This window comes from Demequina rhizosphaerae (genome assembly GCF_000971255.1).
GTDB lineage: Bacteria > Actinomycetota > Actinomycetes > Actinomycetales > Demequinaceae > Demequina > Demequina rhizosphaerae.
The window spans coordinates 51,453-77,213 of the sequence record NZ_BBMC01000007.1 but is presented as its reverse complement, the minus strand read 5'-3'; the positions used below and the strand labels follow the sequence as shown (position 1 = coordinate 77,213).

Annotated in this window: 20 protein-coding genes; 9 read left to right on the top strand and 11 right to left on the bottom strand. The window is 73.5% G+C overall.

Annotated elements, in window-relative coordinates; all coding sequences use genetic code 11:
- Window positions 1-18: 18 nt before the first annotated feature.
- Both AOM07_RS10615 and AOM07_RS10610 read left to right on the top strand, forming a co-directional pair.
- The gene (locus tag AOM07_RS10615; protein ID WP_062313618.1) at window positions 19-414 is read left to right on the top strand and encodes a DUF4870 domain-containing protein; all 396 of its coding nucleotides are present in this window, start codon (window positions 19-21) and stop codon (window positions 412-414) included.
- A gap of 83 nt (window positions 415-497) precedes the next feature.
- Window positions 498-965, top strand: coding sequence for a DUF4870 domain-containing protein (locus AOM07_RS10610; RefSeq protein WP_062313616.1), 468 nt, complete (start codon window positions 498-500; stop codon window positions 963-965).
- Window positions 966-1,038: 73 nt separating this feature from the next.
- Here the strand turns inward: AOM07_RS10610 and AOM07_RS15120 are convergent, their stop codons facing one another.
- The 3 genes from AOM07_RS15120 to lepA all read right to left on the bottom strand — a co-directional run bounded on the left by AOM07_RS15120 (window position 1,039) and on the right by lepA (window position 6,291).
- A complete protein-coding gene (locus AOM07_RS15120; protein WP_267127783.1) occupies window positions 1,039-2,952 on the bottom strand; it encodes an acyltransferase family protein in 1,914 nt (637 codons plus the stop codon).
- A gap of 248 nt (window positions 2,953-3,200) precedes the next feature.
- Window positions 3,201-4,385, bottom strand: coding sequence for a radical SAM family heme chaperone HemW (gene hemW, locus AOM07_RS10600; protein ID WP_084830254.1), 1,185 nt, complete (start codon window positions 4,383-4,385; stop codon window positions 3,201-3,203).
- A 52-nt stretch (window positions 4,386-4,437) separates the two neighbouring features.
- Window positions 4,438-6,291, bottom strand: coding sequence for a translation elongation factor 4 (gene lepA / locus AOM07_RS10595; RefSeq protein ID WP_228374438.1), 1,854 nt, complete (start codon window positions 6,289-6,291; stop codon window positions 4,438-4,440).
- A gap of 168 nt (window positions 6,292-6,459) precedes the next feature.
- Here lepA and AOM07_RS10590 point away from each other — a divergent pair, with 168 nt between their 5' ends.
- From AOM07_RS10590 to AOM07_RS10575, 4 genes are all read left to right on the top strand, one after another.
- A complete protein-coding gene (locus AOM07_RS10590) occupies window positions 6,460-8,151 on the top strand; it encodes a putative bifunctional diguanylate cyclase/phosphodiesterase (RefSeq protein ID WP_156171909.1) in 1,692 nt (563 codons plus the stop codon).
- Window positions 8,148-8,648, top strand: a complete 501-nt coding sequence (locus AOM07_RS10585; RefSeq protein ID WP_062313606.1) for a type II toxin-antitoxin system PemK/MazF family toxin — start codon at window positions 8,148-8,150, stop codon at window positions 8,646-8,648. Before AOM07_RS10590 ends, AOM07_RS10585 begins: the two co-directional genes overlap by 4 nt.
- Before the next feature lie 78 nt (window positions 8,649-8,726).
- Window positions 8,727-8,987: a 30S ribosomal protein S20 gene (gene rpsT / locus AOM07_RS10580; RefSeq protein WP_062313604.1), complete on the top strand. Its 261-nt coding sequence runs from the start codon at window positions 8,727-8,729 to the stop codon at window positions 8,985-8,987.
- Window positions 8,988-9,073: 86 nt separating this feature from the next.
- Window positions 9,074-9,748 (top strand): EAL and HDOD domain-containing protein, encoded by a 675-nt coding sequence (locus tag AOM07_RS10575; protein ID WP_062313602.1) that lies wholly within the window; start codon window positions 9,074-9,076, stop codon window positions 9,746-9,748.
- Window positions 9,749-9,763: 15 nt separating this feature from the next.
- On the opposite strand, the gene holA is transcribed toward AOM07_RS10575, so the two are convergent.
- The 5 genes from holA to leuS all read right to left on the bottom strand — a co-directional run bounded on the left by holA (window position 9,764) and on the right by leuS (window position 17,337).
- Window positions 9,764-10,744, bottom strand: coding sequence for a DNA polymerase III subunit delta (gene holA / locus AOM07_RS10570; protein ID WP_228374437.1), 981 nt, complete (start codon window positions 10,742-10,744; stop codon window positions 9,764-9,766).
- Between the two features lie 5 nt (window positions 10,745-10,749).
- A complete protein-coding gene (locus AOM07_RS10565; protein WP_062313599.1) occupies window positions 10,750-13,035 on the bottom strand; it encodes a ComEC/Rec2 family competence protein in 2,286 nt (761 codons plus the stop codon).
- 4 nt (window positions 13,036-13,039) lie between these two features.
- Window positions 13,040-13,720: a ComEA family DNA-binding protein gene (locus tag AOM07_RS10560; protein ID WP_062313597.1), complete on the bottom strand. Its 681-nt coding sequence runs from the start codon at window positions 13,718-13,720 to the stop codon at window positions 13,040-13,042.
- A 180-nt stretch (window positions 13,721-13,900) separates the two neighbouring features.
- The gene (locus tag AOM07_RS10555; RefSeq protein WP_062313595.1) at window positions 13,901-14,755 is read right to left on the bottom strand and encodes a DegV family protein; all 855 of its coding nucleotides are present in this window, start codon (window positions 14,753-14,755) and stop codon (window positions 13,901-13,903) included.
- 80 nt (window positions 14,756-14,835) lie between these two features.
- Window positions 14,836-17,337, bottom strand: coding sequence for a leucine--tRNA ligase (leuS, locus tag AOM07_RS10550; RefSeq protein ID WP_062313593.1), 2,502 nt, complete (start codon window positions 17,335-17,337; stop codon window positions 14,836-14,838).
- Window positions 17,338-17,496: 159 nt separating this feature from the next.
- On the opposite strand from leuS, the gene AOM07_RS10545 reads away from it, so the two are divergent.
- From AOM07_RS10545 to AOM07_RS10535, 3 genes are all read left to right on the top strand, one after another.
- On the top strand, window positions 17,497-19,053 hold the full coding sequence (locus tag AOM07_RS10545; protein ID WP_156171908.1) for a carboxypeptidase-like regulatory domain-containing protein: 1,557 nt from the start codon (window positions 17,497-17,499) through the stop codon (window positions 19,051-19,053).
- Between the two features lie 172 nt (window positions 19,054-19,225).
- Entirely contained in the window at window positions 19,226-20,251 is a 1,026-nt protein-coding gene (locus AOM07_RS10540) for a CAP domain-containing protein (protein ID WP_062313589.1), read from the top strand.
- A 155-nt stretch (window positions 20,252-20,406) separates the two neighbouring features.
- Window positions 20,407-22,299 (top strand): D-alanyl-D-alanine carboxypeptidase family protein, encoded by a 1,893-nt coding sequence (locus AOM07_RS10535; RefSeq protein ID WP_062313586.1) that lies wholly within the window; start codon window positions 20,407-20,409, stop codon window positions 22,297-22,299.
- A gap of 19 nt (window positions 22,300-22,318) precedes the next feature.
- On the opposite strand, the gene AOM07_RS10530 is transcribed toward AOM07_RS10535, so the two are convergent.
- From AOM07_RS10530 to AOM07_RS10520, 3 genes are read right to left on the bottom strand one after another with little or no spacing between them, the layout of a single operon-like run.
- Window positions 22,319-23,155 carry a transglutaminase family protein gene (locus AOM07_RS10530; RefSeq protein WP_062313584.1) on the bottom strand — a complete coding sequence of 279 codons (837 nt, stop codon included), beginning with the start codon at window positions 23,153-23,155 and terminating at the stop codon, window positions 22,319-22,321.
- Complete coding sequence (locus AOM07_RS10525) at window positions 23,152-24,075, bottom strand: alpha-E domain-containing protein (protein WP_062313582.1); 924 nt, start codon at window positions 24,073-24,075, stop codon at window positions 23,152-23,154. The genes AOM07_RS10530 and AOM07_RS10525 overlap by 4 nt, the downstream gene beginning before the upstream one ends.
- Entirely contained in the window at window positions 24,069-25,613 is a 1,545-nt protein-coding gene (locus AOM07_RS10520; protein WP_228374443.1) for a circularly permuted type 2 ATP-grasp protein, read from the bottom strand. Before AOM07_RS10520 ends, AOM07_RS10525 begins: the two co-directional genes overlap by 7 nt.
- Between the last annotated feature and the right edge of the window lie 148 nt (window positions 25,614-25,761).

Genomic DNA, 25,761 nt, shown 5'->3' with positions numbered 1-25,761 from the left:
CATCCGAGGGAGAGAGCCATGTCCGAGAACCCGCCGCCCCCGCCGCAGTCCCCGCCTCCTCCGCCGCAGCAGCCCTACGCGCCGCAGCCGATGACGCAGAACGACGAGCGCCTGTGGGCGATGCTCGCACACCTCGGCATCATCCTGTTCGGCTTCCTGCCGCCGCTCATCATCTGGCTGATCTTCCGCGAGCGCAGCGCGTTCGTCGACGACCAGGGCAAGGAGGCGCTGAACTTCTCGATCCTCACGACGATCGCCTACATCGTGGGCTCGATCCTCACGGTCGTCTTCATCGGCTACCTCATCATCTTCGCCGTCGGCATCCTCGTGCTGGTGCTGTGCATCATGGCCGGCGTGGCCGCCTACCGGGGCGACCGCTACCGCTACCCGTTCAACTGGCGCATCGTGAAGTAAGGGGGATCCCCCCGACGAAGATCAGGGCCCCGCTCCCCCTCGTGGTGGATGCGGGGCCCTGTCGCATTTGGGAGCCTGGAGGCATGAACGACACCACCCAGCCCCAGACGCCGCAGGACGGGAGCACCGTCCCGCCGCAGCAGCCCCAGGCGGCCCCCACGCCGCCCTACGTCGCCCCGGCCCCCATGCTCGAGTCCGACGCCCGCACCATCGCCATGCTGGTGCACATCCTCGCCGCCGTCGCCATCGTGGTGTCCGCGGGCACGCTCGCCTTCGTGGTGCCGCTCGTCATGTGGCTCATCTACCGCGAGCGCAGCGCGCTGGTGGACTGGCACGGCAAGACCAACCTCAACCTCCAGCTCACGTCGCTCGCCGTGATTGTCGGCGGCGTGGTCCTCGGCATCATCACGCTCGGCTTCGGCTTCATCGTGACCCTGCCCGCGATGATCGGCTACGGCATCTACGCCCTCGTGATCTCGATCGTCGCCGGCGTCAAGGCCAACCGCGGCGAGTACTACCGGATCCCGCTCGTCATCCCGTTCATCCGCTGACGGGTCGCGACGGCCGGGCCTCGGGGTCGTCCCCGGGGCCCGGCCTTCGTACGTCCGGGACCGGGCGGGCGGCTCAGGCGAGCGCGGCCGCGTCCCTCAGCGCGCGCGTGACGAGGCGCGCGAAGACGGCCGCGCCGTCGTCGTCCGGGTGGATCCCGTCGGAGCCCAGCACGTCGGGATCGCGCTCGACGGCGCGCTGCCAGTCCGCGACGACCGTGTTGCGGTGCGACCGCGCGGCGTCCCGCACCGCGCGCTGCGAGCCGGCCATCCACGACCGGTCGCCGTAGGGCGTCACCAGCACCACGGGCCGCCCCTCGACCGCCGCAAGCAGCCGGTCCATCTCCTCCTCGGGCACCGCGCCGTTCGTGCCGAGCGCGACCACCACGTAGTCCCGCAGCCGGCCCTTGCGCGCGAGCTGCTCGACCCGGTCGACGCCCGCGGCGAACTGGCGGCCCACCTCCGCGTCGACCGCGATGCCCGGCAGCGCCTCCGCGAGCGCCGGCGCCGAGCCCAGCGCCACCGAGTCGCCGATCACGGTCACGTCGGCGCCGGACGGCGTCTCCGGGGCGCGCTCCGGCAGCGCCCCGGGCGGCGGCACGCGCGCCGGCAGCGGCGTCTCCCCCGTCCCCAGCACGGACGATGCGGGCGTCCCGGGCGCTGGGATCGCGGCGGGCGTCGCGGCGGGCCGCGGCGGGGCCGCCTCGAGGCGCGCGGCGAGGGTGGCCCCCTCCTCGAGCCGCACCTCCAGCGAGGTCCGCTCGGGCGCGAGCACCAGGCCGGTCGCCGCGAGCGCGAGCACGGCCGCCGCCGACCCGCCCACCGCGGCGGCGCGGCGCGGGCGCACACGCTCTCCCGGCGGGCGCAGCCACCCCGCGAGCACGCGCGCGGACCTGCGCAGGCCCATGCGCCGCACCGGCATCTCGATCCAGCGGTACGAGGCGGCGGCCGCCGCGACCGTCGCGGCGACCGTGAGGATCACCGCGAGGCCCGAGGCGTCACGCACCCGGCCGCCGTCGAGCGCGGTCACCACGATGACGAGGACCGGCCAGTGCCACAGGTAGATGCCGTACGAACGGTCCCCCACCCAGCGCAGCGCGCGGGAGTCGAGGCGCTGCCCCAGGGCCGGCAGCGCGACCACGAGGTGGATGACGGCAGCCGTGGCGAGCGAGGCGAGCACCAGCCCGCCCCGGTAGGTCCAGGGCGAGTCCCACGGCAGGAAGGCGGCGATCGCCGCGAGCGCGACGAGCCCCACGACGCCGAGCGTGACCGCGCGGGCGGGTTGCGCCGCCGGCGCCTGACGCGCATCGTCCCGCGCCCACCAGAACGCCAGGGCCGCTCCGATCATGAGCCCGAACGCGTGGGTGTCGGTGCCGAGGTAGACGCGCGTCGGGTCGCCGTCCGGCAGGAGCAGCGCCATGGCGAGCGCGGACGCGGCGGCGAGCGTGGCCGCCGCCCAGGCGGCGCGGCGCATCGCCAGGCCCGCGGCGGCGAGACCCATCACGGCGAGCGGCCACAGCACGTAGAACTGCTCCTCGACGGCGAGCGACCACAGGTTCTCGAACAGGTGCGGGGACGATGCGGCGGCGTAGCTGCGGCCGAGCAGCACCGCCGCCCAGTTGCTGGTGAACGTCGCGGCGGCCGCGACCTGGCTGCCGACGCCCACGAGGAGGTCGCCCCACAGGGACCCCTCGACTGCGCCGCCGCTCAGGCGCACGATCCCGGCGGCCGCGGCGACGCCGGCCACGCAGACGGCGACCACGGCGACCAGCGCGGGCAGCAGGCGCCGCGCGCGATGCACCCAGAAGCGTCTGAGGGAGATGCGCCCGCGATCCGCGCGCTCGCGCAGCAGGATCGTGGTGATGAGGAAGCCCGACAGCACGAAGAAGACGTCCACGCCGACGTAGCCGCCCGGGAGCCGTGCGGGCGAGAGGTGGTACGCGACGACGAGGACGACCGCGATCGCGCGCAGGCCGTCGAGACCCGCGATCCGTCCGCGCGGGACGGCGCGGGTCGGGCGCGCGCGCGGGAGCTCCCGCGAGAGGGTGTCGGTGCTGATGAGCGTCTCGGACGGCCGGCGGCCGCCGCTCCTTCCTGCTGGTCAGGGCCGGTGTGGCGGCCCACCAGGATAGGGCCCGGAACGGACATCGGGGACATGCCGGGCGAACGCCCAGATGCGCGCGGCGAGTCGCTCCGTGCCGCACGTCCGGGACCGTGGCAGGGACGCCCGGGGTGGCGTCAGAAGGCGAGCGCGCGGACCGCGAGATCCGCGAGCAGACGCCCGCGGCGCGTGAGGCGCAGCGTGCCGCGCACGGCGGCGGCACCGTCGAGGAGCCCGTCCGCGATGAGCTTCGCGACCGCCTCGGCCCGGTCCTCGACCAGCTCCGCGGGGATGCCCTCGGACAGCCGCAGCCGGAGCATCACCTGCTCGAGCCGCAGGTCGTCGCCGGCGAGCTCCTCGCCCTCGGCCTCGGGGCTCTCCCCCGCGGCGAGCCGGGCGGCGTACGCGCGCGGGTGCTTGACGTTCCACCAGCGGCGCGCGGGCGCCTCGCCGCCGTCGGGCAGCGCATGCGGGCCCATGTACGAGTGCGCGCCGGGACCGATGCCCCACCAGTCCTGGCTGCGCCAGTACGCCATGTTGTGGCGGCACCGGTCGCCGGGCTCGCGGGCCCAGTTCGACACCTCGTACCAGGAGTAGCCGGCCTCGCTCAGGAGCGTGTCGGCGAGCTCGTACATGTCGGCCTGCACGTCGGGATCGGTGGGCGCGACCTCGCCGCGGCGCAGCTGCGCGCCCATGCGGGTGCCGGGCTCGATGACGAGCGCGTACGCGCTCACGTGGTCGGGCTCGAGCGCGAGGACCGCCTCGAGGCTCCTGCGCCAGTCGTCGAGGCTCTCGCCGGGGGTGCCGTAGATGAGGTCGAGGCTGACCTTGAGGCCCGCGTCGCGCGCCGCCGACACGGCGCGCTCGACGTTCGCCGGCTTGTGGGTGCGGTCGAGCGTGCGCAGCACGTGCGGTACCGCGGACTGCATGCCGAGGCTCACGCGGGTGAAGCCGGCGCGCGCGAGGGCGCGCAGTGACTCCCGGGTGACGGAGTCGGGGTTCGCCTCGGTGGTCACCTCCGCATCGGCGCTCAGGCCCCACGTGCCGCGCACGCCGTCGAGCAGCGCGATGAGCGCGGACGAGTCCAGCATCGTCGGGGTGCCGCCGCCGAAGAAGACGGTGCGGGCCGCGCGGGCGTCGCCCGGCATCGCGGTGCGCGCGAGCTCCATCTCGCGCAGCGCCGCCTCGACGTAGCCCTCGCGGGTCGCGCCCTCGACCTCGCCGGGAGCGTACGTGTTGAAGTCGCAGTACCCGCAGCGCACCGAGCAGAACGGGACGTGGACGTAGACGCCGAGGTCCCTCACCCCTGCGACGGTATTCATGTGCTCATCATGCCTGGTGAGGGCATGATCCGTCGCGTCGGACGGGGGCACGCTACTTCTTCTTGCCCTTGTCCGAGCCGTCGTCGGATGTGGACAGCGCGGCGATGAAGGCCTCCGGCGGCACCTCGACCGAGCCGATGTTCTTCATGCGCTTCTTGCCGGCCTTCTGCTTCTCCAGCAGCTTGCGCTTGCGGGAGATGTCGCCGCCGTAGCACTTGGCGAGGACGTCCTTGCGGATGGCGCGGATGGTCTCGCGGGCGATGATGCGCGAGCCGATGGCCGCCTGGACGGGCACCTCGAACTGCTGGCGGTCGATGAGGTCCTTGAGCTTGCCCACCATCGACAGGCCGTACGCGTACGCCTTGTCCTTGTGCACCACCGCGCTGAACGCGTCGACCTGCTCGCCCTGGAGCAGGATGTCGACCTTGACGAGGTCCGCGACCTGTTCGCCCGCGGGCTCGTAGTCGAGCGAGCCGTAGCCGCGCGTGCGCGACTTGAGCTGGTCGAAGAAGTCGAAGACGACCTCGGCGAGCGGCAGCGTGTAGTGCATCTCGACGCGCGTCTCGCTCAGGTAGTTCATGGTGCCCATGACGCCGCGGCGCTCCTGGCACAGCTCCATCACGGTGCCGATGAACTCGCTGGGCACCAGGATGGACGCCTTGACGACGGGCTCGCGCACGGCGGCGACCTTGCCGCCCGGGAACTCGCTCGGGTTGGTGACGGTGTGGACCTTGCCGTCCTCCATCTCGACCTCGTAGACCACGTTCGGCGCGGTCGAGATGAGGTCGAGGCCGAACTCGCGCTCGAGGCGGTCGCGGACGATCTCGAGGTGGAGCAGGCCGAGGTAGCCGCAGCGGAAGCCGAAGCCGAGCGCGACCGAGCTCTCGGGCTCGTAGACGAGCGACGCATCGTTGAGCTGGAGCTTGTCGAGCGCGTCACGCAGGATCGGGAAGTCCGAGCCGTCGAGCGGGAATAGGCCCGAGTAGACCATCGGCTTGGGGTCGCGGTAGCCGCCCAGCGACTCCTCGGCACGGCGCGCGGCCGCCGTCACGGTGTCGCCGACCTTGGACTGGCGCACGTCCTTCACGCCGGTGATGAGGTAGCCCACCTCGCCCACGCCGAGCCCCTTGGTGGGCTTCGGCTCGGGGCTGATGACGCCGATCTCGAGCAGGTCGTGCGTGGCGAGCGTCGACATCATCGCGATCTTCTCGCGCGGCTTGAGCGAGCCGTCGACCACGCGGACGTAGGTGACCACGCCGCGGTAGGTGTCGTAGACCGAGTCGAAGATCATCGCGCGGGTCGGGGCGTCCGCGTCGCCGACGGGCGCGGGGATGTCGCGCACCACGCGGTCGAGCAGCTCGGGCACGCCCGCGCCGGTCTTGCCGGAGACGCGCAGCACGTCGTCGACCTCGCAGCCGATGAGCTGCGCGAGCTCGGCGGCGTAGCGGTCGGGGTCCGCGGACGGCAGGTCGATCTTGTTGAGCACCGGGATGATGGTGAGGTCGTTCTCCATCGCGAGGTACAGGTTCGCGAGGGTCTGCGCCTCGATGCCCTGCGCCGCGTCGACCAGGAGGATCGCGCCCTCGCACGCGGCCAGCGACCGCGACACCTCGTACGTGAAGTCCACGTGGCCCGGGGTGTCGATCATGTTGAGCGCGTGAGGCTCGCCGTCGACCTCCCAGGGCATGCGGACGGCCTGCGACTTGATGGTGATGCCGCGCTCGCGCTCGATGTCCATGCGGTCGAGGTACTGCGCCTTCATCTGGCGCGGCTCGACGACGCCGGTGAGCTGGAGCATGCGGTCCGCGAGGGTCGACTTGCCGTGGTCGATGTGCGCGATGATGCAGAAGTTGCGGATGAGCGCCGGCTGGGTCGAGGCGGGCTCGATGCGGGGATCTGCGGACACGGTGATGACGGTTCCTCGGTTCGGACTGTTTTCGGGTGCGGGTTATTCTCCCATGAAGTCGGGACGCAGCGCGGCGACCCGGAACCCTCATGGCCGCCGCCGAGATGCCGATACACGGAATGGACCGCGTGCACGGTGCGCGCGGCGACGACCCGGGAGGAGGCGACGATGGCGGAGACCGATCTGTTCCGTCCCGCGTTCGACGGCTCGCCCATCGGCATGGTGGTGCTCGGGGCCGACGGCGCCCTCATCGACGTCAACGGCGCCTTCGCGCGCATCGTGGGCCGCTCGGTGGCCGCGCTGCGCACCTACCGCCTGCGCGACCTCACGCACCCCGACGACATCCCGCGCGACGAGGAGCTGCGCTGGCAGCTCGACCAGGGCGAGCTGCCGTACTTCCAGGCGCAGACCCGCCTGCTGCACCGCAGCGGCGACGCCGTGTGGACGCGCATGACCGTCTCCCCCGCCGACGGCGAGGGCGAGGCCCGCTACCTCGTGCACGTCGAGGACATCACCGAGATCCGGCGCGCGAAGGACCTGCTCGAGCGCCGCGCCCTCTACGACCACCTCACGGGGCTCGCGAACCGCACGCTGCTGCTCGAGCGCCTCGAGGCCGCCCTCGAGGCGCATCGCACCGACGCCCACACGGTCGCGTGCATCTTCCTCGACGTCGACCACTTCAAGGTGGTCAACGACTCGCTGGGCCACGAGGCCGGCGACACCCTGCTCCAGGAGATCGCGCGCCGCATCAAGGGGGCCGTCCGCCCCGGCGACACCGTCGCGCGGCTCGGCGGCGACGAGTTCGTCGTCATCCTCGAGTCCGTCGCGACGCAGGCCGCCGCCGAGGCGTTCCTCACCGTGATCGCCTCGGACGTGCAGGTCCCGTTCAACGTGAGCGGGCACGAGGTGGTGCCCACCGTGAGCGCGGGCCTCGCGCTCGCGGAGCCCGAGCTCACCGCCGAGAGCCTCCTGCGCAACGCGGACACCGCCATGTACGCCGCCAAGCAGCGCGGCCGCGCGCGCGTCGAGGTGTTCTCCAGCGAGCTGCGCTCGCACGCGCTCAACAAGCTGTCGATCGAGTCCGAGCTGCGCGCCGCGATCCGCGAGGGCGAGCTCGTGGTCCACTACCAGCCGATCGTGCGCCTCGACACGGCCGAGGTGGTCGCGTACGAGGCGCTCGTGCGCTGGCAGCACCCCAACCGTGGGCTGCTCCTGCCCGAGGAGTTCATCGAGGTGTGCGAGGAGGCGAACCTCGTCGTCCCGCTCGGCGCGTTCGTCATCACCGAGGCGTGCGAGTTCATCGCCGCGCACCCCGAGTTCACCGGCCGCGTCTTCGTCAACGTGTCGACGCGGCAGATCGGCTCGGCGGACCTCACCCGCGTGGTGACGCACGCCCTCGAGGCGACGGGGATCGACCCCTCGCGCCTCGGGCTCGAGATCACCGAGTCCGGCATGCTCATCGCCACCCAGGCGGCGAAGTCCGACCTCGACGGCCTCACGGCGCTCGGCGTCGACCTCATCATCGACGACTTCGGCACCGGCTACTCGGCCCTCAGCTCCGTGCTCCTCAACCCCGTGTCCGGCCTCAAGCTCGCGCGCGAGTTCACGCTGCGGCTGGGCGACCGGGGCACCGGCGACCGCATCTCCACGACCGTCGCGACGCTCACCCGCAGCCTGGGCATGTCCGGCGTGATCGAGGGCGTCGAGTCCGAGGCGCAGCGCGCGATCGCGCGCGAGCACGGCTGGGCGCTGGGCCAGGGCTTCCTCTTCGGCCACGCGAAGCCCGAGCACGAGCTCGAGCTCGGCGGCCCGGCGGCCGTGGCGGACCCGCACGAGGGGCCGGTACCGTCGGCGGGGTGAGCTCCCTGTTCGACCTGTTCCGGCGCATCGTCCGCGCCGTCCGTACGACGCCGCGTCCCGGCGCATCGTCCACCGGGACCGCGACCGCCACCGGCTATCCCGGCGACTTCACGGGCGTGCCGCGGGTGAAGTACGCCCCCTCGCGCGACGGCGACCCGGATCCAGGCGAGGTCGTGTGGACGTGGGTGCCGTTCGAGGAGGACCACAGCCAGGGCAAGGACCGTCCGGTGCTGCTCATCGGGCACGACGGACGCTGGCTGCTCGGGCTCATGCTCACGAGCAAGGACCACGACCAGGACGCCGCCCAGGAGGCGCGCTGGGGCCGGTACTGGATGGACATCGGCGCCGGACCGTGGGACTCTCGTGGGCGTCCCAGCGAGGTGAGGCTCGATAGGATCCTGCGCGTCGACCCCTCCCAGGTGCGGCGCGAGGGTGCGATCCTCGACCGTGCGACGTTCGATCGTGTCGCCGGTTCGCTCAAGGACCACCATCGCTGATATGATGTTCGTTCGTGTGTGAGCGCGCCTGCTCGCGCCCCACCCATAAGTTTTCACCTGAACGCAGAAGGAATCGCTGTGGCCAACATCAAGTCGAAGATCAAGCGCATCGGCACCAACGAGAAGTCGCGCCTGCGCAACGTCGCCGTCAAGTCCGAGCTGAAGACCAACGTCCGCAAGGTGCGCGAGGCCATCGCCGCCGGCGACAAGGCTTCCGCCGAGACCGCCCTCAAGACCGCCTCCGTCAAGCTCGACAAGGCCGTCTCGAAGGGTGTCATCCACAAGAACCAGGCCGCGAACCGCAAGTCGGCGCTGGCCAAGCAGGTCGCCGCTCTCTAAGCGACCGCACGCACCTACGCCCCGTATCGCCTCCGGCGATCGGGGCGTTCGTGCTTTCTGGGGGCGTGACCGCTAGTCTGCCTGCTGTGACGTTCGCCACGGGTCCTCGGCTCTGGCACCCGCCGCACCTGAGCCGGCACGGCTCGACCGCGATCGTGGGACGCCAGGGCATCTTCGCGCGCGCCGGCGAGGTGCGGGGGCACGAGCTCCTCTACCGGGCGCCGGGTCACGACTCGCTGCCGATCGACATGTGGCCGCCGCGGCTGCAGGACCGAGCGACCGAGCACGTCATCGCCGCCGCGTTCTGGCGCGACCCCGACATCACCGCGCCGCACCCGGCCTTCATCAACTTCACGCGCACGTACCTGCTCGACCACGACGTCGCGCACCACTGCGATCCGGCGCGCGTGGTGATCGAGGTGGTCGAGTCGGCGTACGCGGACGTGGCGCTCGCCGCGCGGCTGTCCGAGCTCAAGCGCGAGGGCTTCCGCGTCGCGATCGACGACTTCGCGGCCACCGAGTCGCAGCTGAGCCTGCTCCCCCTCGCCGACTACGTGAAGGTCGACTTCCGCGACCTCGTCCGCAAGGGTCCCGCGCTGGTCGACGCCGCGCGCCGCGGAGGCGCGACGCTCATCGCGGAGCGGGTCGAGGACGCGGAGATCCTCAGCGCGTGCGAGGACCTCGGCTTCGACATGTTCCAGGGCTGGTGGTTCGAGCGCGTGATGGTGCACGAACGCGGCGAGGACCCGGTGCTGGTCTAGCGGGAATCTCCCGCTTCAGGCCGCGAGCTCGGCGACCGTGCGCACCGCGCGCTCCAGCGCGAAGCCCGGCGCGCGCGAGGCGCCCTTGATCTCCGCATCCGCGCGCGCGACGGCCTGGACCGCGAGCGCGAGCGTGTCCGCGTCCCACCGGCGGAGGTCGCGGCGCGCGCGATCCTCCTGCCACGGCTGGATGCCGAGCTCCTTGAGGCTCACGCCCCGCCCGCGCGCCGCGCCGACCTTGATGAGGGTGCGCAGCTTCATCGCGAGCGCGGCGACCAGCGGTACCGGGTCGGTTCCCGTGGACATCGCGTGGCGCACGAGCGCGATCGCGTCGGCGGTCCGGCCCGCGATCGCCGCGTCCGCCACGGCGAAGCCGGTCGCGTTGACGCGCGTGCCGTAGTACCGGGCGACGGCGGCCTCGTCGATGCTGCCCTCGACGTCGCTCACCAGCTGCGAGCAGGCGGCTGCGATCTCGGCGACGTCCTCGCCGATCGCGTCGACCAGTGCGCGCACGGCTCGCGCCGGGGCGGGGCGCTGGGCGCGCTCGAACTCGCCGGTGGCGAAGTCGACGAGCTCCGCGTCCTTCTTGATCGCGGGGCACGTGTACTCGGGGGTGCCGCCCTTGCGCAGCGTGTCGAGCAGCTTCTTGCCGCGCACGCCCCCGCCGTGGAGCAGCACGACCACGCATTCGGGGTCGGGGCGTCCGACGTATGCCAGCGCGTCCTGGAGGAAGTCGTCGTTCATCGCCTCGAGGGACTCGACGACCACGAGGCCGGGCTCGGCGAACAGCGACGGGCTCGTCGCTCCCGTCAGGCCGCCGCGCGAGTACGCGCTCGCGTCGAGCCTGCTCACCTCGATCTCGCCGCTCTTGCGCATCACCGCGGTGATGCGCTCGACCGCGCGGCTCGCGAGCAGCTTCTCAGGGCCCGACACCAGCACCACAGGTGCGGGGGCGGCACGGTGCCAGGTCGCCTGCGGTGCCTCTCGTCTCGCCACGGGGACTAGCCTCCCACGGAGTCCCGACATCGCCGGACGAGCACGGGCACCCCGTCGCGCGCACCGAGCACGACGTCTCCGCAGAGGTCGGTCCGCAGCACCGCCGCTCCCCCGGCGCCGTACAGCGCGAGCGCCTCCGCGGACGGATGGCCGTAGTCGTTGCCCTCCCCGACCGACACGAGCACGATCGGCGCCGCGATCGCCCGCACCAGCGCCGCATCCTGGGCTGCCGAGCCGTGGTGGGCCGCCTTGACGACGTCGACGGCGCCGAGCGAGGCGACGACCGGTGCGAGGCGCCGCTGTCCCTCCACCTCCAGGTCGCCGAGCGCGACGACGACGAGCCCGTCCGCCTCGAGGCGCACCGCGGTCGACGAGTCGTTGACGTCGGTGCCGTCGCGCGACCGGGGTGCCGGACCCGTCTGGAGCACCCGCACGTCGACGCCGCCCAGCCGGACCGCCTCCCCGGCCGCCGGCGCCGCGCTGGGCACTCCCGTCAACGCCGCGACGGTCGACTCCGCGGGCTCGGGCGGCAGCCAGGCACGCCTCACGTCGACGGCGTCGCGGAGCTCCGCGACCCCGCCCGTGTGGTCCGCGTGCTCGTGCGTGAGCACCAGCAGGTCGACCCGCGCGACCCCGAGCCTCGCGAGGCAGCCCGCGGCATCCGCGTCCGCCGTGCCCGCGTCGACCATCACGACCGCTCCCCCTCCGCGCACGACCAGCGCGTCGCCCTGCCCGACATCGCACGCCACCACGGTCCAGCCGTCGACCGCGCCGCCGAGCGCCTCGGGCAGCCACCGCGGCGGGGCGTGCAGGAGGAACGCGAGCGCGACGGCGGCCACGGCGCCGGCGCGCGACCAGCGGCGCCGCGCCCGCGCCACCACCGCGACGGCGAGCACGAGCGCGGCCCCGAGCAGCACCCCTCGAGGCCCCACGGCGGAGGCCAGGTCGCCCCCAGGCGCGTCGGCGAAGGCGCGGGCCGCGGCGACCACCGGGTACGCGCATCGTGCCGCGGCGTCCGCCAGGACCTGCGCGACCCCCGGCGCCGGCCCGGCGAGGGCGAGCGCCGCCACGCCGAGGAGCGTCACCGGGATCGCGAACGGTGTCGCGACGGCGTTCGCGGGCACCGCCCACGGCCCGACGGACGCGTCGATCGCGGCGAGCACGGGGATGCACGCGGCCTGTGCGGCGAGGGTCACCGCGGCGGCGTCGGCCAGCGGCGCCGCGATGCGGCGACGGAGGCGGGACGCGAGCCCGGGCGCGAGCATCCCGATCGCCGCCACGGCCGCGACCGACAGCGCCAGGCCGGCGTCGCGCGCGAGCTCGGGGCGCGCGAGCAGCAGCACGAGGACCGTGGCGGCGAGCGCCGGCACGCTCTGGCCCCGCCTGCCCGCGACGAGCGCGCCCGCGGCGATCGCGGCCATCGCGAGCGCGCGCAGCACCGACCCGCCGCCCGACACGACCGCGGCGAAGGCCCCGCACGCCGCCACCGTCGCGACCGCGACCACCACCGGCGAGGCGCGGGCGCGTCGCAACGCCGCACCGAGCGCCACCGCGAGGATCGCGAAGTGCGCGCCGGAGACCGCGGTGAGGTGGGCGAGGCCGCTCGCGCGCATCTGCGCCACGAGCGCGGGATCCATCGCCGAGGTGTCTCCCAGCACCATGCCCGCGACCACCGGCGCGGTCGCGGCGGGCGCGGCCTCTAGCGCGGCGCGGAAGGACGTCCGAGCGTCCTCGGCGACCGCCCGCCACCCGGCGGGCGGCTCGCTCGCGACGATGCGGCCGTCGAGCAGCGCGTCCACCGTGCCGCGCGCCGCCGCACCCGCGGTGCCGAGCGCGGTCGCCTCGGACCCGCGCCCGGGCGCCCCGTCCGCGTCGGTGAGCACGACGATCAGGCCCGCACCGGTGCGCCACCCGTCCGTGCGAGCACCGCGCCACGCCTCGACGTCGATTCGCACGGCGACCCGCGGTGCGCCGTGGGAGTCGACGGGACGCACCTCCGTCACCCGCCCGCGCACCTCCACCGGGGCATCGACGTGGGCCGCGATCCACGCCCGCGCCTCGACCGCCGCGCCCGTGGTCACCGTCGAGGCCGCGGAGGCGACCGCGGCGAGCACGAGCGCCGGGACCAGGCCCGGAACGCGTCGCCCCCACCCGAGCGCGACCAGCGTCGCCGCGCCGCACAGCGCGGCGACGACCGCGCCCACACGCACCCCGGCGGCCCAGCACGCCAGCGAGGCGGCCCACGCCGCCACCGCGGCGGGCACGAGCCGCAGGTCGCCCCAGCCGCCCACCGCGTCACGTCGTCGCGAGGTCGGCGATCGCCTCGATGATGGCCGGGCCGACCCCCGACACGCGCTCGAGGTCCTCGATCGCCGCGAACGGGCCGTGGGCCTCGCGGTCCGCGACGATGCGCGCCGCGAGGACCTCTCCTACCCCGGGCAGGGCCTGGAGGGCCGTCTCGTCGGCGTTGTTGAGGTCGACCGGGCCTGGCTCGCGCGCGGCGACGGGCTCCCCCGAGCGGTTCACGCGCCCCACCACGATGTGCTCGCCGTCCGTCACGGGCCGGGCGAGGTTGACCGAGGACTCGTCGGCCCGGCGGCGTAGCCCGCCGGCGAGCTCGATGGCGTCCGCGACGCGCGATCCGGCGGCGAGCTCGACCAGGCCCGCGGACCGGACCGCGCCGCTCACGTGCACGATCAGCATCGCCGGAGCCGCGGCGGATGCGCTCGCGCTCGGCGAGGGGCTCGCGACGAGCGGCGCGGCGGGCTCGCCGCGCAGGCCCCACCACCCGACGGCCGCGAGGATCGCGATCACCGCTGCGGCGGTGACCGCGGTGCGGGCGTCGAGGCGCCAGCGGGTCGGCTGCGGCGCGGGCGGCTCGGCGCCGTGCCCCGCCGCGTACGCGTGGGCCGCCGCCTCGCGCAGGCCGGCCGACCATCGCGCGCGCACGTCCTCGGACGAGTCGGAGGCATCCATGCGGGCACGCTAGGCCGCCTTCGAAGTCGCGCTGGCCCGAGCGGCGACGCCCGGAGGAGCCGCGACCACGGCACGCGACCGGGGACATCACCTTGGGAGAGGGGGTGCGGCGACGGCGGAACCGTGGCGGGGGCTGGACGGGCGCGTGACCGCGCGGAAAGCGCGCCGCCGGAACCGCGCTCAGGCCTCCGGCGGCAGGTCCGCGACGACGGCCGCGAGCGTCCCCGGCCCCGCGTGCACCGCGAGCACGGCGCTCACCTCGGCGACCGCGACCGGCCCGAGCCACGGATGACGCGCCTCGATCTCGCGCGCCGCCTCCGTCGCCTGCTCCTCGGCTCCCACGCCATGCACCGTGACGACGGGGTGCGCCCGCCCGGCGAGCGCATCGTCCACCGCGGCGTGCAGGGCCGCGCGGGCCCGCGCGGCCGACCGCACCCGCCCCACCAGCGCGACCTCGCCGTCCGCGACCTCGAGCACGGGCCGGATGCCGAGGACGCGCCCGACGGCCGCGACGGCCGGGCCGATCCTTCCCCCGCGCCGGAGGTGGTCGAGCGACTCGACGGTGAAGACGCAGCGGGAGCCGGCGGCGACGTCCCGCGCCACCGCGGCCACGGCCTCGAGCGACCCGCCCGCGCGCGCCTCGTGCGCGGCGGCCAGCGCCGCGTATCCCGCCGCCATGGCGACGGTCCTGGTATCGACGACCTCGACCGGCACGGGCGCGCGTGCGGCGGCGGCCTCCGCGGCCTCGCACGTTCCCGACAGCGCGCGCGACATCGCCACGATGACGATGCCCGCGGCACCGGCCTCGACCGCGGCGGAAATGGCCGCGTCGAAGGCGGCGGGCGTGGGCTGGGAGGTGCTGGTGGCGTGGCCCGCGCGCAGGTGCGCCACGACCTCGTCGGGGCTGATCCCGACGCCCTCCTCGACCGCGTCGCCGTCGACGACGACCTGCAGCGGCACCACCCCGATGCGCCGGCTCTCCGCGAGCCCCGGCGACAGCGAGGCCGCGGAGTCGGCGATGACGGCGACGGTCATGCGGTCACCCTAGCGGCGCGGGGCGCGCACGCGGTGGCGATGCCGCCGCGGCACCGCCCGGAGGCGGTGCCGGCGGCAGATCACGCGGTGACGATGTTGACGAGCTTGGGCGCGCGCACGATGACCGTGCGGATGCCCGCGTCGCCGATCGCGCGCTTAGCGCCGTCGGAGGCGAGCGCGAGCTCGCGCAGCTCGTCCTCGGAGATGCCCGGGGGCACCTCGAGACGGCCGCGCACCTTGCCCTTGACCTGGACGATGCACGTGACGGTCTCCTCGACCAGCAGCGACTCTTCGACGGCCGGGTAGGTCGCGAGCGCGACGTCCTCGTGGCCGAGCATCGCCCACATGTCCTCGGCCGCGTACGGCGCGAACAGGCTCAGCAGGATGGAGACCACCTCGGCCGCCTCACGGACCGCGGGGTCGGACGCGCCGGCGCCGCTGTCGATGACCTTGCGGGTCGCGTTGACCAGCTCCATGGTGCGGGCGACCACCACGTTGAACTTGAAGCCCTCGACCAGCTCCTGGGAGTCGTGCAGCGTCCGGTGCGTGACCGCGCGCAGCGCCTGGTCGCCCGTGGCCGGGTCGACCCCCGGCTCGGACTCGACGTCGCGGGCGAGGCGCCACGCGCGGGCGAGGAACTTGGCGGAGCCCGCGGGCGAGACGTCCGCCCAGTCGATGTCGTCCTCCGGCGGGCCGGCGAAGGCCATGGTGAGGCGCACCGCGTCGACGCCGAACTCGTCGAGCTGCTCGGACAGGCGCACCAGGTTCCCGCGGGACTTCGACATCGCGGAGCCGTCCATCTGCACCATGCCCTGGTTGAGCAGCGCGGAGAACGGCTCGTCGAAGTCGAGCATCCCCATGTCGCGCAGCGCCTTGGTGAAGAAGCGCGAGTACAGCAGGTGGAGGATCGCGTGGGTGACGCCGCCGACGTACTGGTCGACGGGCGCCCAGCGCTTCGCGTCGAGCACATCGAACGGGCCGTCGGCCTTGGCGGGGTCGAGGTAGCGCAGGAAGTACCACGACGAGTCCACGAAGGTGTCCATCGTGTCCGTGTCGCGCAGGGCCGCGCCGCCGCACGACGGGCACGTCGTGTTGACCCAGTCCGTCGCGGCCGCGAGCGGCGACTGGCCCTTGGGCTTGAGGTCCAGCCCCTCGGCGGCGGGCAGCTGCACGGGCAGCTGGTCGTCGGGGACGGGGACCTCGCCGCAGGCCTCGCAGTGGACGATCGGGATGGGCGTGCCCCAGTAGCGCTGACGCGAGATCAGCCAGTCGCGCAGGCGGTAGTTGGTCGCGGCGTCGCCCGTGCCGGCCGCGGACAGCTCCTCGGTGATGGCGGCGATGGCCTCGGCCTTGGCCATGCCGTTGAGCGAGCCCGAGTTGACGAGCGTGCCGTCGCCCGCGGCGGCGATGCCGGTCTCGGCCGGGTCGCCGTAGGCCTGCCCGTTCTCGTCGGTGCAGTCGAGGACCACGCGGACGGGCAGGTCCATGGCGCGCGCGAAGTCGAGGTCGCGCTGGTCGTGCGCCGGCACGGCCATGATCGCGCCGTGGCCGTAGTCGGCCAGGACGTAGTCGGAGGCCCAGATGGGCAGGCGCTCGCCGTTGACGGGGTTGATGCCGTAGCGCTGCAGGAAGACGCCGGTCTTCTCGCGGTCGGTCGCGAGGCGATCGATCTCGTTCTCGCCCTTGACCTTCTCGACGTAGGTCGCGAACTCGGCCTGCGTCGCCTCGTCCGCGCCCTCGGCCAGCTCGGCGGCGAGGTCGGAGTCCGCGGCCACGACCATGAAGGTCGCGCCGTGGAGCGTGTCGGGACGCGTCGTGTAGATCGTGATGGGCTCGTCGCGGCCCTCGATCTCGAACGCGACGTCGGCGCCCGAGGAGCGGCCGATCCAGTTGCGCTGCATCGCGATGACCTTGTCGGGCCACGAGCCGCGCAGGGTCTCGAGGCCGTCGAGCAGCTCGTCCGCGTACTCCGTGACCTTGAAGTACCACTGGTTGAGCTTCTTCTTGGTGACCGGGGTGTCGCAGCGCTCGCACAGGCCGCCCACGACCTGCTCGTTCGCCAGCACGGTCTGGTCCTTCGGGCACCAGTTCACGTTCGAGTGCTTGCGGTAGGCGAGGCCGCGCTCGAACATGCGCGTGAAGATCCACTGGTTCCAGCGGTAGTAGTCGGGACGGTGCGTCATCAGCACGCGGTCCCAGTCGAACGAGCACGCGTAGCGCTTCATCGAGCTGACCTGCTGGGCGATGTTGTCCTCGGTCCAGCCGGCCGGGTCGACGCCGCGCTTGATGGCGGCGTTCTCTGCGGGCAGGCCGAACGAGTCCCAGCCGATCGGGTGGAGGACGTTGAAGCCCTTCTGCACCCAGTGGCGTGCGATGACGTCGCCGAGCGCGTACGCCTCGGCGTGACCCATGTGGAGGTCGCCCGACGGGTACGGGAACATGTCGAGCACGTACTTGGTGGGGCGGTCGTCGTCGGGCCGGCCCGAGCGGAAGGGCTGGCGCTCCTCCCACACGGGGAGCCAGCGCTCCTCGATCGCGTGGAAGTCGTAGCGGGCGGCGTCGTGCGTGGGCGTCTCGGTCACCCGAAGGATTCTACCGAGGGACGATGCGCGCGAGGTCCGCGCGCGCAGGTTGGCCGCGCGACGGGGCCGCCAGACCCTCTTGTCGACGTCACCGCGTGCCGCTACATTGCGCTCACCGGCAGAGCGCAGGGAGCCTCCCCGGCTGAGGGAGTGTGGCCCGTGCCCATCGCATCGTCCCGCCGGACGCGGCTGGTCGCGCTCGCCGCCGCCCTCCTGCTCGCGCTCGGTCTCGCCTCGGCCGCCGAGCCCGCCCGCGCCGAGACCGTCACCCGGTCGATCTCGGGCACCGTGTCCCTGCCCCAGGGCGCGCCGCTCGACTACTACGTGTTCGTATTCGTGCGCGCGACGGGCCTGGACGGCCAGCCGGGCGGCTTCGTCGCGGTGTCGCCGACGGACGGCACGTACACGCTCGACGGGCTCGAGCCGGGGCGTTACCGCATCAGCTTCCCCCTCTACCTCACGACCGAGACCCAGTCGCTGACCATCCCGCCGCTGGTGCGCACGTCGTACTGGCCGGGTGCGGTGACGCAGGGCACCTCGACGCCCGTGGACCTCACGACGGCTGACGCGACGAGCATCGACCAGACCATGGAGTGGACGGGGACGCTGTCCGGGGACGTGACGATCATCAGCGAGTCGGTCGCGAAGCCGAGCCCGGGCCTCGTCACGGTGTGGCTCGCCGGCGCCCGCGGCACGCACTTCACCGCGACACCGGGCGCGTACGGCTACACGTTCACGAACCTGCCGCCCGACACCTACGACGTGTCGTTCGGAATCGCGGAGGACGAGCAGGGCTCGCTCCTGCCCGACGTCGCGCCCGAGTGGTTCGACGACGCGTACTCGTACCTCGACGCGACCCCGGTGACCGTCGCCCCGCGCGCGGCCGTCACCGGCATCGACGCCGTGCTCGAGAAGGGCGTGTGGTCCGCCACGCCGCGTCCCACGATCGCGGCCCCGACCGTCAAGCCCGGCGCGACGCTCACCGCGAGGTCGGGGACCTGGGCCCCGTCCGCGCTCCTCGCCTACCGGTGGAACCGTGACGGCGTCGCGATCGACGGCGCCAACGCCGCGACCTACGTCCTCGCCACGGCGGATCTCGGCGCGGCCGTGACCGTCACCGTCACCGGCGCCCGCGAGGGCTTCGACACCGTGGCGCGCACCTCCGCCGCCGTGGCCGTGCCCGCGGGCTTCGCCTCCGCCCCCACCCCGACGATCTCCGGCCGGGCCAAGGCCGGGGAGACCCTCACCGCCGTGCCCGGCACGTGGTCGCCTCGCGCCGCGCTCACGTTCCGATGGTTCCGCGACGGCATCCGCATCGCGGGCGCGACGACGCGGCACTACACGGTGACCAAGGACGACCGCGGCCACACCCTCACCGCCAAGGTCACCGCCCAGCGCAGCGGCGACCTCAAGACGAGCCGCACGAGCGCCGGCAAGGCCGTGCCGAAGGTCTTCTCCGCCGCGCCGACGCCGACCATCGCGGGCACGCCCGCCGTGGGGTCGACCCTCCGCGCCCGCACCGGCACGTGGACGCCGACGCCCACGTCGCTCGCGTACCGCTGGTACCGCGACGGCGTCGCGATCTCCGGCGCGACGGCACGCACGTACTCCCCGGTCGCCAAGGATCGCGGCGCGCGGATCACCGTCAAGGTCACCGCGCGCAAGCCCGGCTTCCTCGCGACCAGCAGGACGAGCGCGGCGGTCCGCGCGCGCTGACCAGGGACGTCACGAACGGGCCCCGGCCAGTGACATTCGCCACATTCACGCACGGACGCCATGTGGCATAGCCCACAAACCCCTCCCAGGGCTACCGGAATGCCGGAATCATGCCGATATCCCATCCGGAGACGGGCGCATCCAGCCCCGGATCCCCGAACAGGAGGTCAGCATGCGTCCGTCCGCCCTCGCGGTCCCGCACACGCTCGCTCGCCGCACCGCGCTCGCGCTGGTCGGCCTGCTGGTGGCCGCGGTGGCGCTGGCAGGCGGCTCCGCGCACGCCGCCACCGATCCGGCCCAGCTCATCCTCAAGAAGACCAACGCCTACCGCGCCGAGGAGGGCCTCAAGCCGCTCTCCCTGCAGGGCGGCATGACGGACGTGTCGACGACGTGGAGCAAGAAGATGCGCTCCACCGAGAACCTCAGCCACAACCCGAAGTTCGCCGTCCAGATCCCGTCGACGCCCGACCGCGCCGCCGAGAACGTCGGCTACGCGTGCGGCTACGGCTCGGCCGCCGACAACGCGGCCGCCGTCATGACGGCGTGGCTCAAGTCCTCCGGCCACGAGGCGAACATCAGCGGCAGCTACTCCGACATCGGCGTCGGCATCGCGTACGACAAGTCGAGCGACTGCGTGTGGGCGACCCAGAACTTCGCGCACTACAGCAAGTTCGACGCGACGCCGCGGCCCAAGATCGCGGGCACGAAGAAGGTCGGCTCCGTGCTCACCGCGAAGGTGGGCTCGTGGAGCCCCTCCCCGAACGTGAGCTTCCGCTGGTTCCGCGACGGCGTGCGCATCGACGGCGCCAACGGCCGCAAGTACACCGTGACCAAGGCCGACCGCGGCCACAACATCAAGGTCAAGGTCATCGCCAAGCGCTCGGGCTACCTCACCACCGCCAAGACCAGCGCGGCGGTGTCGATCCCCAAGGCCTTCAGCACCGCGCCGCGGCCGACGGTGTCCGGCACCGCGAAGGTCGGCTCGCAGCTCACCGCCAAGGCCGGCGAGTGGTCCCCCACCCCGAGCAGCATCGCCTACCGGTGGTTCCGCGACGGTGACAAGATCTCCGACGCCACGGGCCGCCGCTACACGCTGCGCAAGGCTGACAAGGGCCACACGATCAAGGTCAAGGTCATCGCCAAGCGCTCCGGATTCTTCACCACGACGCGCTGGAGCACCGGCGTCTCCGTCTCCTGACGCCCTCCCCAGGCCCTCGCGCGGCGTGCGTGGCACCATGGAAGGACGCCGTACGCCAGGGCTGACCGTGACGGCATGGTCGCGCGCCCGGGGCCCCTCCCGCACGGAGGGCTCCGCCGGCGCGCGGCGGCCCGAACGGACGGGGAAGGAGGCCGATGGCGGTATTCGGCAGGCGCGGCACGCCCCGCGGCCTGCTCACCGGGATCGCGACGACGACCGTCGCGGGAGCGCTGCTGCTCGTCGGCGCCGCCCCCGCGGGCGCCGCGACGGTGACGCCTACGCCCGAACCGCCCGAGGCCGCCTCCACCCCAGCCCCCTCCTCGACGCAGGACGATGCGGCGGTCGCCCCCGAGGATCCCTCGCCCGCGCCCGTCGAGACGACGCCGAGCGAGACGACGGCGCCGCAGCCGGAGGCCGACCCGACGACCGAGGCGGACCCGGAGCCTGCCCCCGCGGCCACGGCCGACGAGCCCGCGCCGGAGCAGACCAGCGACGCGGGCGGACCCGCCGAGAAGCCGTCCGGCGGCTCCCCCGATTCAGCGTCCGACGGCGCCACGCAGGACCCCGCCCCGGAGCCGACCACCCCGAGCGCGCCCGCCGACGAGCCGTCGACCGGAGGCACCGGCACCGGCACCTCGCAGCCGGCGCCCTCCTCCGCTGCCGAACCGGAGCCGTACGACCCGGACGCCCCCGCATCGTCCGGCGTCCGCGGCCCGGATCCCCTCGACCCGGTCGCCTTCGACGACGTGTCGGACGTGCTGGGCGACCCGACGTACTCGCAGTTCGCCGCGGCGATCGCGTGGATGGGCCGCAAGGGCATCGCGGAGGGCGTGCTGACCGAGGCCGGACGCGCGTACATGCCCGACCTCGAGCTCACGCGCGGAGAGTTCGCGGCCTTCCTGTACCGCCTCGCCGGGTCGCCGGCCAGCATCGTGCCCAAGCGGTCGCCGTTCGCGGACGCCGGACGCGGCGACACCGAGTACTCCGCCGAGATCGCGTGGCTGGCGGCGCAGGGCATCGTCACCGGCCGGCTCGAGGGCGACACGCGGCTGTTCCGCCCCGACGACCCGCTCACCCGCGGCGTCATGACCCGGATGCTCTACCGGTTCGCCGGCTCCCCGAAGGTGAAGGACGCCGACCTCGGGACGTACGCCGACGTGACCGCCGGGTCCGAGATGGACGCCGCCGCGACGTGGCTCGCGAGCACCGTCGGCGAGCTCGGGCAGGACGGGGACGAGGGCCTCGAGCTGCTGCCCGCCGCCACCGTGTCGCGCGGCGCCGTCGCCGCGGTCCTGCGGCTCGCGCACCGCTCGGACGTGACGTTCACGCCGTGGAAGGCGCCGCTGCGGCTGGTCGACCCGACCGTGGTGCAGGTCGACGTCGACAGCGCGCTCAACCTGCGGCGGGGTCCGTCGACGGACGCCGTGGTCGCGACGCAGCGCGAGGACGGCGCCGAGCTCGACACCACCGGCGCCGTCACCGCCGACGGCTGGGTCGAGGTGCGGGTCGGCGACCGGCTGCTGTGGGCCTCGCCCGGCTACCTCGCGGTCGACGGCGAGGGCGCCGCGTCGGGCGGCGGGGGCGACACCTCCCAGGCCGCCCCGGGGGACGATGCGGCGGGCACGACCTCCCCGACCCTCGCCTCGTCCTACGAGAACGGGCAGATCCCGGACTCGGCCCTGTGCGCGCTGCCGTGGGGCGCCGGCCTCAAGCTCGCGTGCGACGCGGCGGACGACCTCGAGCGGCTCGACGCGACGTTCCACGACCTGTTCGGACTCCACATCCCGATCTCGAGCGCGTACCGCGACTATGCCGGCCAGCTCGCCGCGACCGCGCGCTACGGCGGCATGGCCGCGGTCCCGGGCACGTCGAACCACGGGTGGGGCGAGGCGATCGACCTGTCGGAGCCCGGGCTGCCCGGCGGCTACGACGGCGAGGCCTACGCGTGGCTCGTCTCCGCGGCGCCGGCCTACGGGTGGACGCTGCCGGGGTGGGCGCGGCCCGACGGCTCGAAGCCCGAGCCGTGGCACCTCGAGCACATCGGCTGAGGCGACCGCCGCATCGTCCCTACTCGACCTGGGTGATGTGCACCTGGACGTCGAGCTCCGTGGTGCTGCCCGCGACGACGCCGGTGAGCGGCGGCACGTCCGTGTACTCGCGGGCGCGGGCCACGATGACGTGGTGGTCGCCCACCTCGCGGTCGTTGGTCGGGTCGAAGCCGAACCAGTCGCCCGTCCACCACTCGACCCACGCGTGGGACTCCCCCGACACGGTCTCGCCGATCGCGGCGTCGCGCTTGGGGTGGAGGTAGCCGGACACGTAGCGGGCCGGGATGCCGACGGTGCGCAGCGCGCCGATGGCGAGGTGCGCGAAGTCCTGGCACACACCCGAGCGGGCGTCCCACGCGTCGCGGGCCGGCGTGTGGACGGACGTCGAGCCGGGCACGTAGTTGATCTGGTCGTGCAGGTGGTCGCAGATGGCGCGGGCCGTGTCATCGGGGCCGAGGCGCGACGCGGCGTCGCGCGCGAAGGCTGCGAGCTCCTCGGTGGGCTCGGTCGTGTCGCTCAGCCCGAGGTACTCGCTCAGCAGGTCCTGGAAGCGCGGGCCCGTGAGGGTCTCCCACGCGACGCGCTCCTCGCGCGCCGGCACGCTGGTGACCTCGACGAGGCTCGAGCCGACCACGGAGAGGCTCTCGTGCGGCTGGAGCACCTCGAAGACGACGACGTCGGCCTCCCAGTAGTCGCGGTACGACGAGCGCCACGTCACGGGCGAGATCTCGACCTTCGAGTCGAGCACGCGCTGGCGCGGCAGCCACGCCGGGATGAGGCGCGCCTCGTTGTACGAGGACACGATCGAGCCCTCGTACGCGAAGCTGGTCCGGTGCTCGATGCGGAGCGTGGTCATAGGGCCTCCTGGCTCCACAGCACGGTCGACGCCGGCAGGAAGTAGCGGTCGCGGATGAGGTCCGAGGCCGCGCCGCACGCGCTCTGCACCTCGCGCATCTGGCCGGGCAGGTCGTCGAGGACGTCGCGCACGTCGCGGTACTCGAGGTTGGTGCGCGCGCGGCCCAGGGCGAGGCGCGCGCGGTCCGACAGCGCGCGGCTGTTCGAGGCGCCCTCGATGAGCCCGAGCGTGTCCTCGGCCTTCTGCAGGTTGTAGGCGATCGAGCGCGGGAACAGGCGGTCCACCAGGAGGAACTCCGCCGCGCGCTCCTCGGTGACGAGGGCGCGGACGGTGCGCAGGTACGCCTCGTGCGCGGAGCACGAGCGCAGCAGCGTGGTCCAGTTGGGGCCCGTCGTGCCCTCGAAGTGACGCGTCATGAGCAGGCGCGCGATCATGTCCGCGCGCTCGAGCGAGCGCCCGAGCTCCATGAAGTGCCACGCATCGTCACGGGACGTCGTGGCGGAGTGCAGGCCCCACACGACAGCGGCACGCTCACGCACCCACACGAAGTACTCGTGCGGGCGTGCCGAGGCGGTCCACCGCGGCAGCTGGTTGCGCGTGGTGTTGAGCGACTCCCACACCTCCGTGCTGATGACCTCGCGGGCGCGGCGGGCGTTCTCGCGGGCCGCGCCGAGCGTCCACGCGATCGACGACGAGCGCTCCGCGTCGAAGGCGAGCGTCGCGAGCACGTCGCGGCGGCTCACCGGCGCCTCGAACTCGCAGTTCATCACCGACAGCAGCGAGCCGTTCGCGCTCGGCTCATCGACCCAAGGGTCCTCGAGCAGCACGTTGAGGTGCACGTCGAGGAGGCGGGCGGTGTTGTCCGCGCGCTCGACGTAGCGGCCGATCCAGAACAGGGACTCCGCGATGCGGCTCAGCATGTCGGCTCTCCCTGCTTCGGCTCACCCTGCTGCTGCTGTTGCTGCTGCTGCTGCTGTCCGTGCTCGATGTCGTCGGGGTGCGCCGCCTGCGGGACGGCGCCGATGCCCGAGAGCTCGACCCGCGACTCCGGTGGCGGGGTGACCCGGCCGCGCTGGCGCTCGCCGCCGAGCACCCACGTGTCCTTCGAACCGCCGCCCTGCGACGAGTTGACGATGAGCTGGCCGCGGGCCAGGGCGACGCGGGTGAGGCCGCCGGGGAGGACCCACACGTCGTCGCCGTCGTTGATCGCGAAGGGGCGCAGGTCGACGTGGCGCGGCTCGAGGCCGTCGTCGGTGAGCGTCGGGACGGTGCTGAGCTGGATGACCGGCTGGCCGATCCACCCGCGCGGGTCCTCGAGGATCTGCTTGCGGACCTTGTCGAGCTCCTCGCGCGAGGCCTTGGGGCCGATGAGGACGCCCTTGCCGCCCGCGCCGTCCACCGGCTTGACGACCAGCTCGGCGAGGCGGTCCATGACCTCCTCGCGGGCCTCGGTCTCCTCGAGCCGCCACGTGTCGACGTTGGGCAGGATCGGCTCCTCGCCCAGGTAGTAGCGGGTGAGGTCCGGCATGTACGTGTAGATGAGCTTGTCGTCCGCGACGCCGTTGCCGACCGCGTTGGCGATGGTGACGTTGCCCAGGCGGGCCGCGTGGACGATGCCGGGCGCGCCGAGCGCGGAGTCCGGACGGAACGCGACGGGGTCGAGGTAGTCGTCGTCGACGCGGCGGTAGATGACGTCGACACGGCGGCGGCCCGCGGTGGTGCGCATGTACACGCGCCCGTTGTGCGTCTCAAGGTCGCGACCCTCGACGAGCTCGACGCCCATGGTGCGGGCGAGCAGCGAGTGCTCGTAGTAGGCGCTGTTGAAGACGCCCGGGGTAAGGACCACGATCGTGGGGTCGTCGATGTCGCCCGGCGCGCAGCGGGTGAGCGCGGCGCGCAGGCGCTGCGAGTACTCGAGCACCGGGCGGACGCCCATCGCGCCGAACATGTCGGGGAACATCTGCGACATCGCGCGCCGGTTGGACAGCACGTAGCTGACGCCCGAGGGGACGCGGACGTTGTCCTCGAGCACGCGCCAGATTCCGTGCTGGTCGCGCACCAGGTCGATGCCAGACACGTGGACGCGCACGCCGTTCGCGGGGTCGATGCCCGCGGCTTCGCGGTAGAAGTACTGGGACGTCGCGATGAGGCGGCGCGGCACGATGCCGTCGTTGACGCAGTGCTGCGAGCCGTAGACGTCCGCGAGGAACGCCTCGAGGGTGCGCACGCGCTGGGCGACGCCCGGCGAGATGATGTCCCACTCCTCGGAGCCGACCACGCGGGGCACGATGTCGAGCGGGAACGGCCGCTCCTCGCCCGCATGGTCGAAGGTCACGCCCTGCGCGAGGTACGTGGACGCCAGGGCCTCGGCCCGCGAGTAGAGGTCCTCGCCGGACATGCGATCGATCTCGTGGTAGACGCGACGGTACGGGTCCCTCACGCGACCCTCGAGGTCCATGGCCTCGTCCCAGGCTTGAACCGGCTGGTATCCAGTCCACGGTGTCTGCTGGTCGGCGGTCATGCGCCCACGATAGCCACGTCATGTTTCGGAGCGGTCACGATCGCGTCTCCGGCGCGTCATGCTGGCCCTATCCGCGCGACGTCCG

What these genes read in the sequence shown, in the direction of transcription:
- AOM07_RS10615 (WP_062313618.1), top strand. Translation starts at nt 19, where the DNA reads ATGTCCGAGAACCCGCCGCCCCCGCCGCAGTCCCCGCCTCCTCCGCCG.
- AOM07_RS10610 (WP_062313616.1), top strand. Translation starts at nt 498, where the DNA reads ATGAACGACACCACCCAGCCCCAGACGCCGCAGGACGGGAGCACCGTC.
- hemW (WP_084830254.1), bottom strand. Translation starts at nt 4,385, where the DNA reads ATGAATACCGTCGCAGGGGTGAGGGACCTCGGCGTCTACGTCCACGTC.
- AOM07_RS10590 (WP_156171909.1), top strand. Translation starts at nt 6,460, where the DNA reads ATGGCGGAGACCGATCTGTTCCGTCCCGCGTTCGACGGCTCGCCCATC.
- AOM07_RS10560 (WP_062313597.1), bottom strand. Translation starts at nt 13,720, where the DNA reads ATGGATGCCTCCGACTCGTCCGAGGACGTGCGCGCGCGATGGTCGGCC.
- AOM07_RS10555 (WP_062313595.1), bottom strand. Translation starts at nt 14,755, where the DNA reads ATGACCGTCGCCGTCATCGCCGACTCCGCGGCCTCGCTGTCGCCGGGG.
- AOM07_RS10540 (WP_062313589.1), top strand. Translation starts at nt 19,226, where the DNA reads ATGCGTCCGTCCGCCCTCGCGGTCCCGCACACGCTCGCTCGCCGCACC.
- AOM07_RS10535 (WP_062313586.1), top strand. Translation starts at nt 20,407, where the DNA reads ATGGCGGTATTCGGCAGGCGCGGCACGCCCCGCGGCCTGCTCACCGGG.
- AOM07_RS10530 (WP_062313584.1), bottom strand. Translation starts at nt 23,155, where the DNA reads ATGACCACGCTCCGCATCGAGCACCGGACCAGCTTCGCGTACGAGGGC.
- AOM07_RS10525 (WP_062313582.1), bottom strand. Translation starts at nt 24,075, where the DNA reads ATGCTGAGCCGCATCGCGGAGTCCCTGTTCTGGATCGGCCGCTACGTC.
- AOM07_RS10520 (WP_228374443.1), bottom strand. Translation starts at nt 25,613, where the DNA reads ATGGACCTCGAGGGTCGCGTGAGGGACCCGTACCGTCGCGTCTACCAC.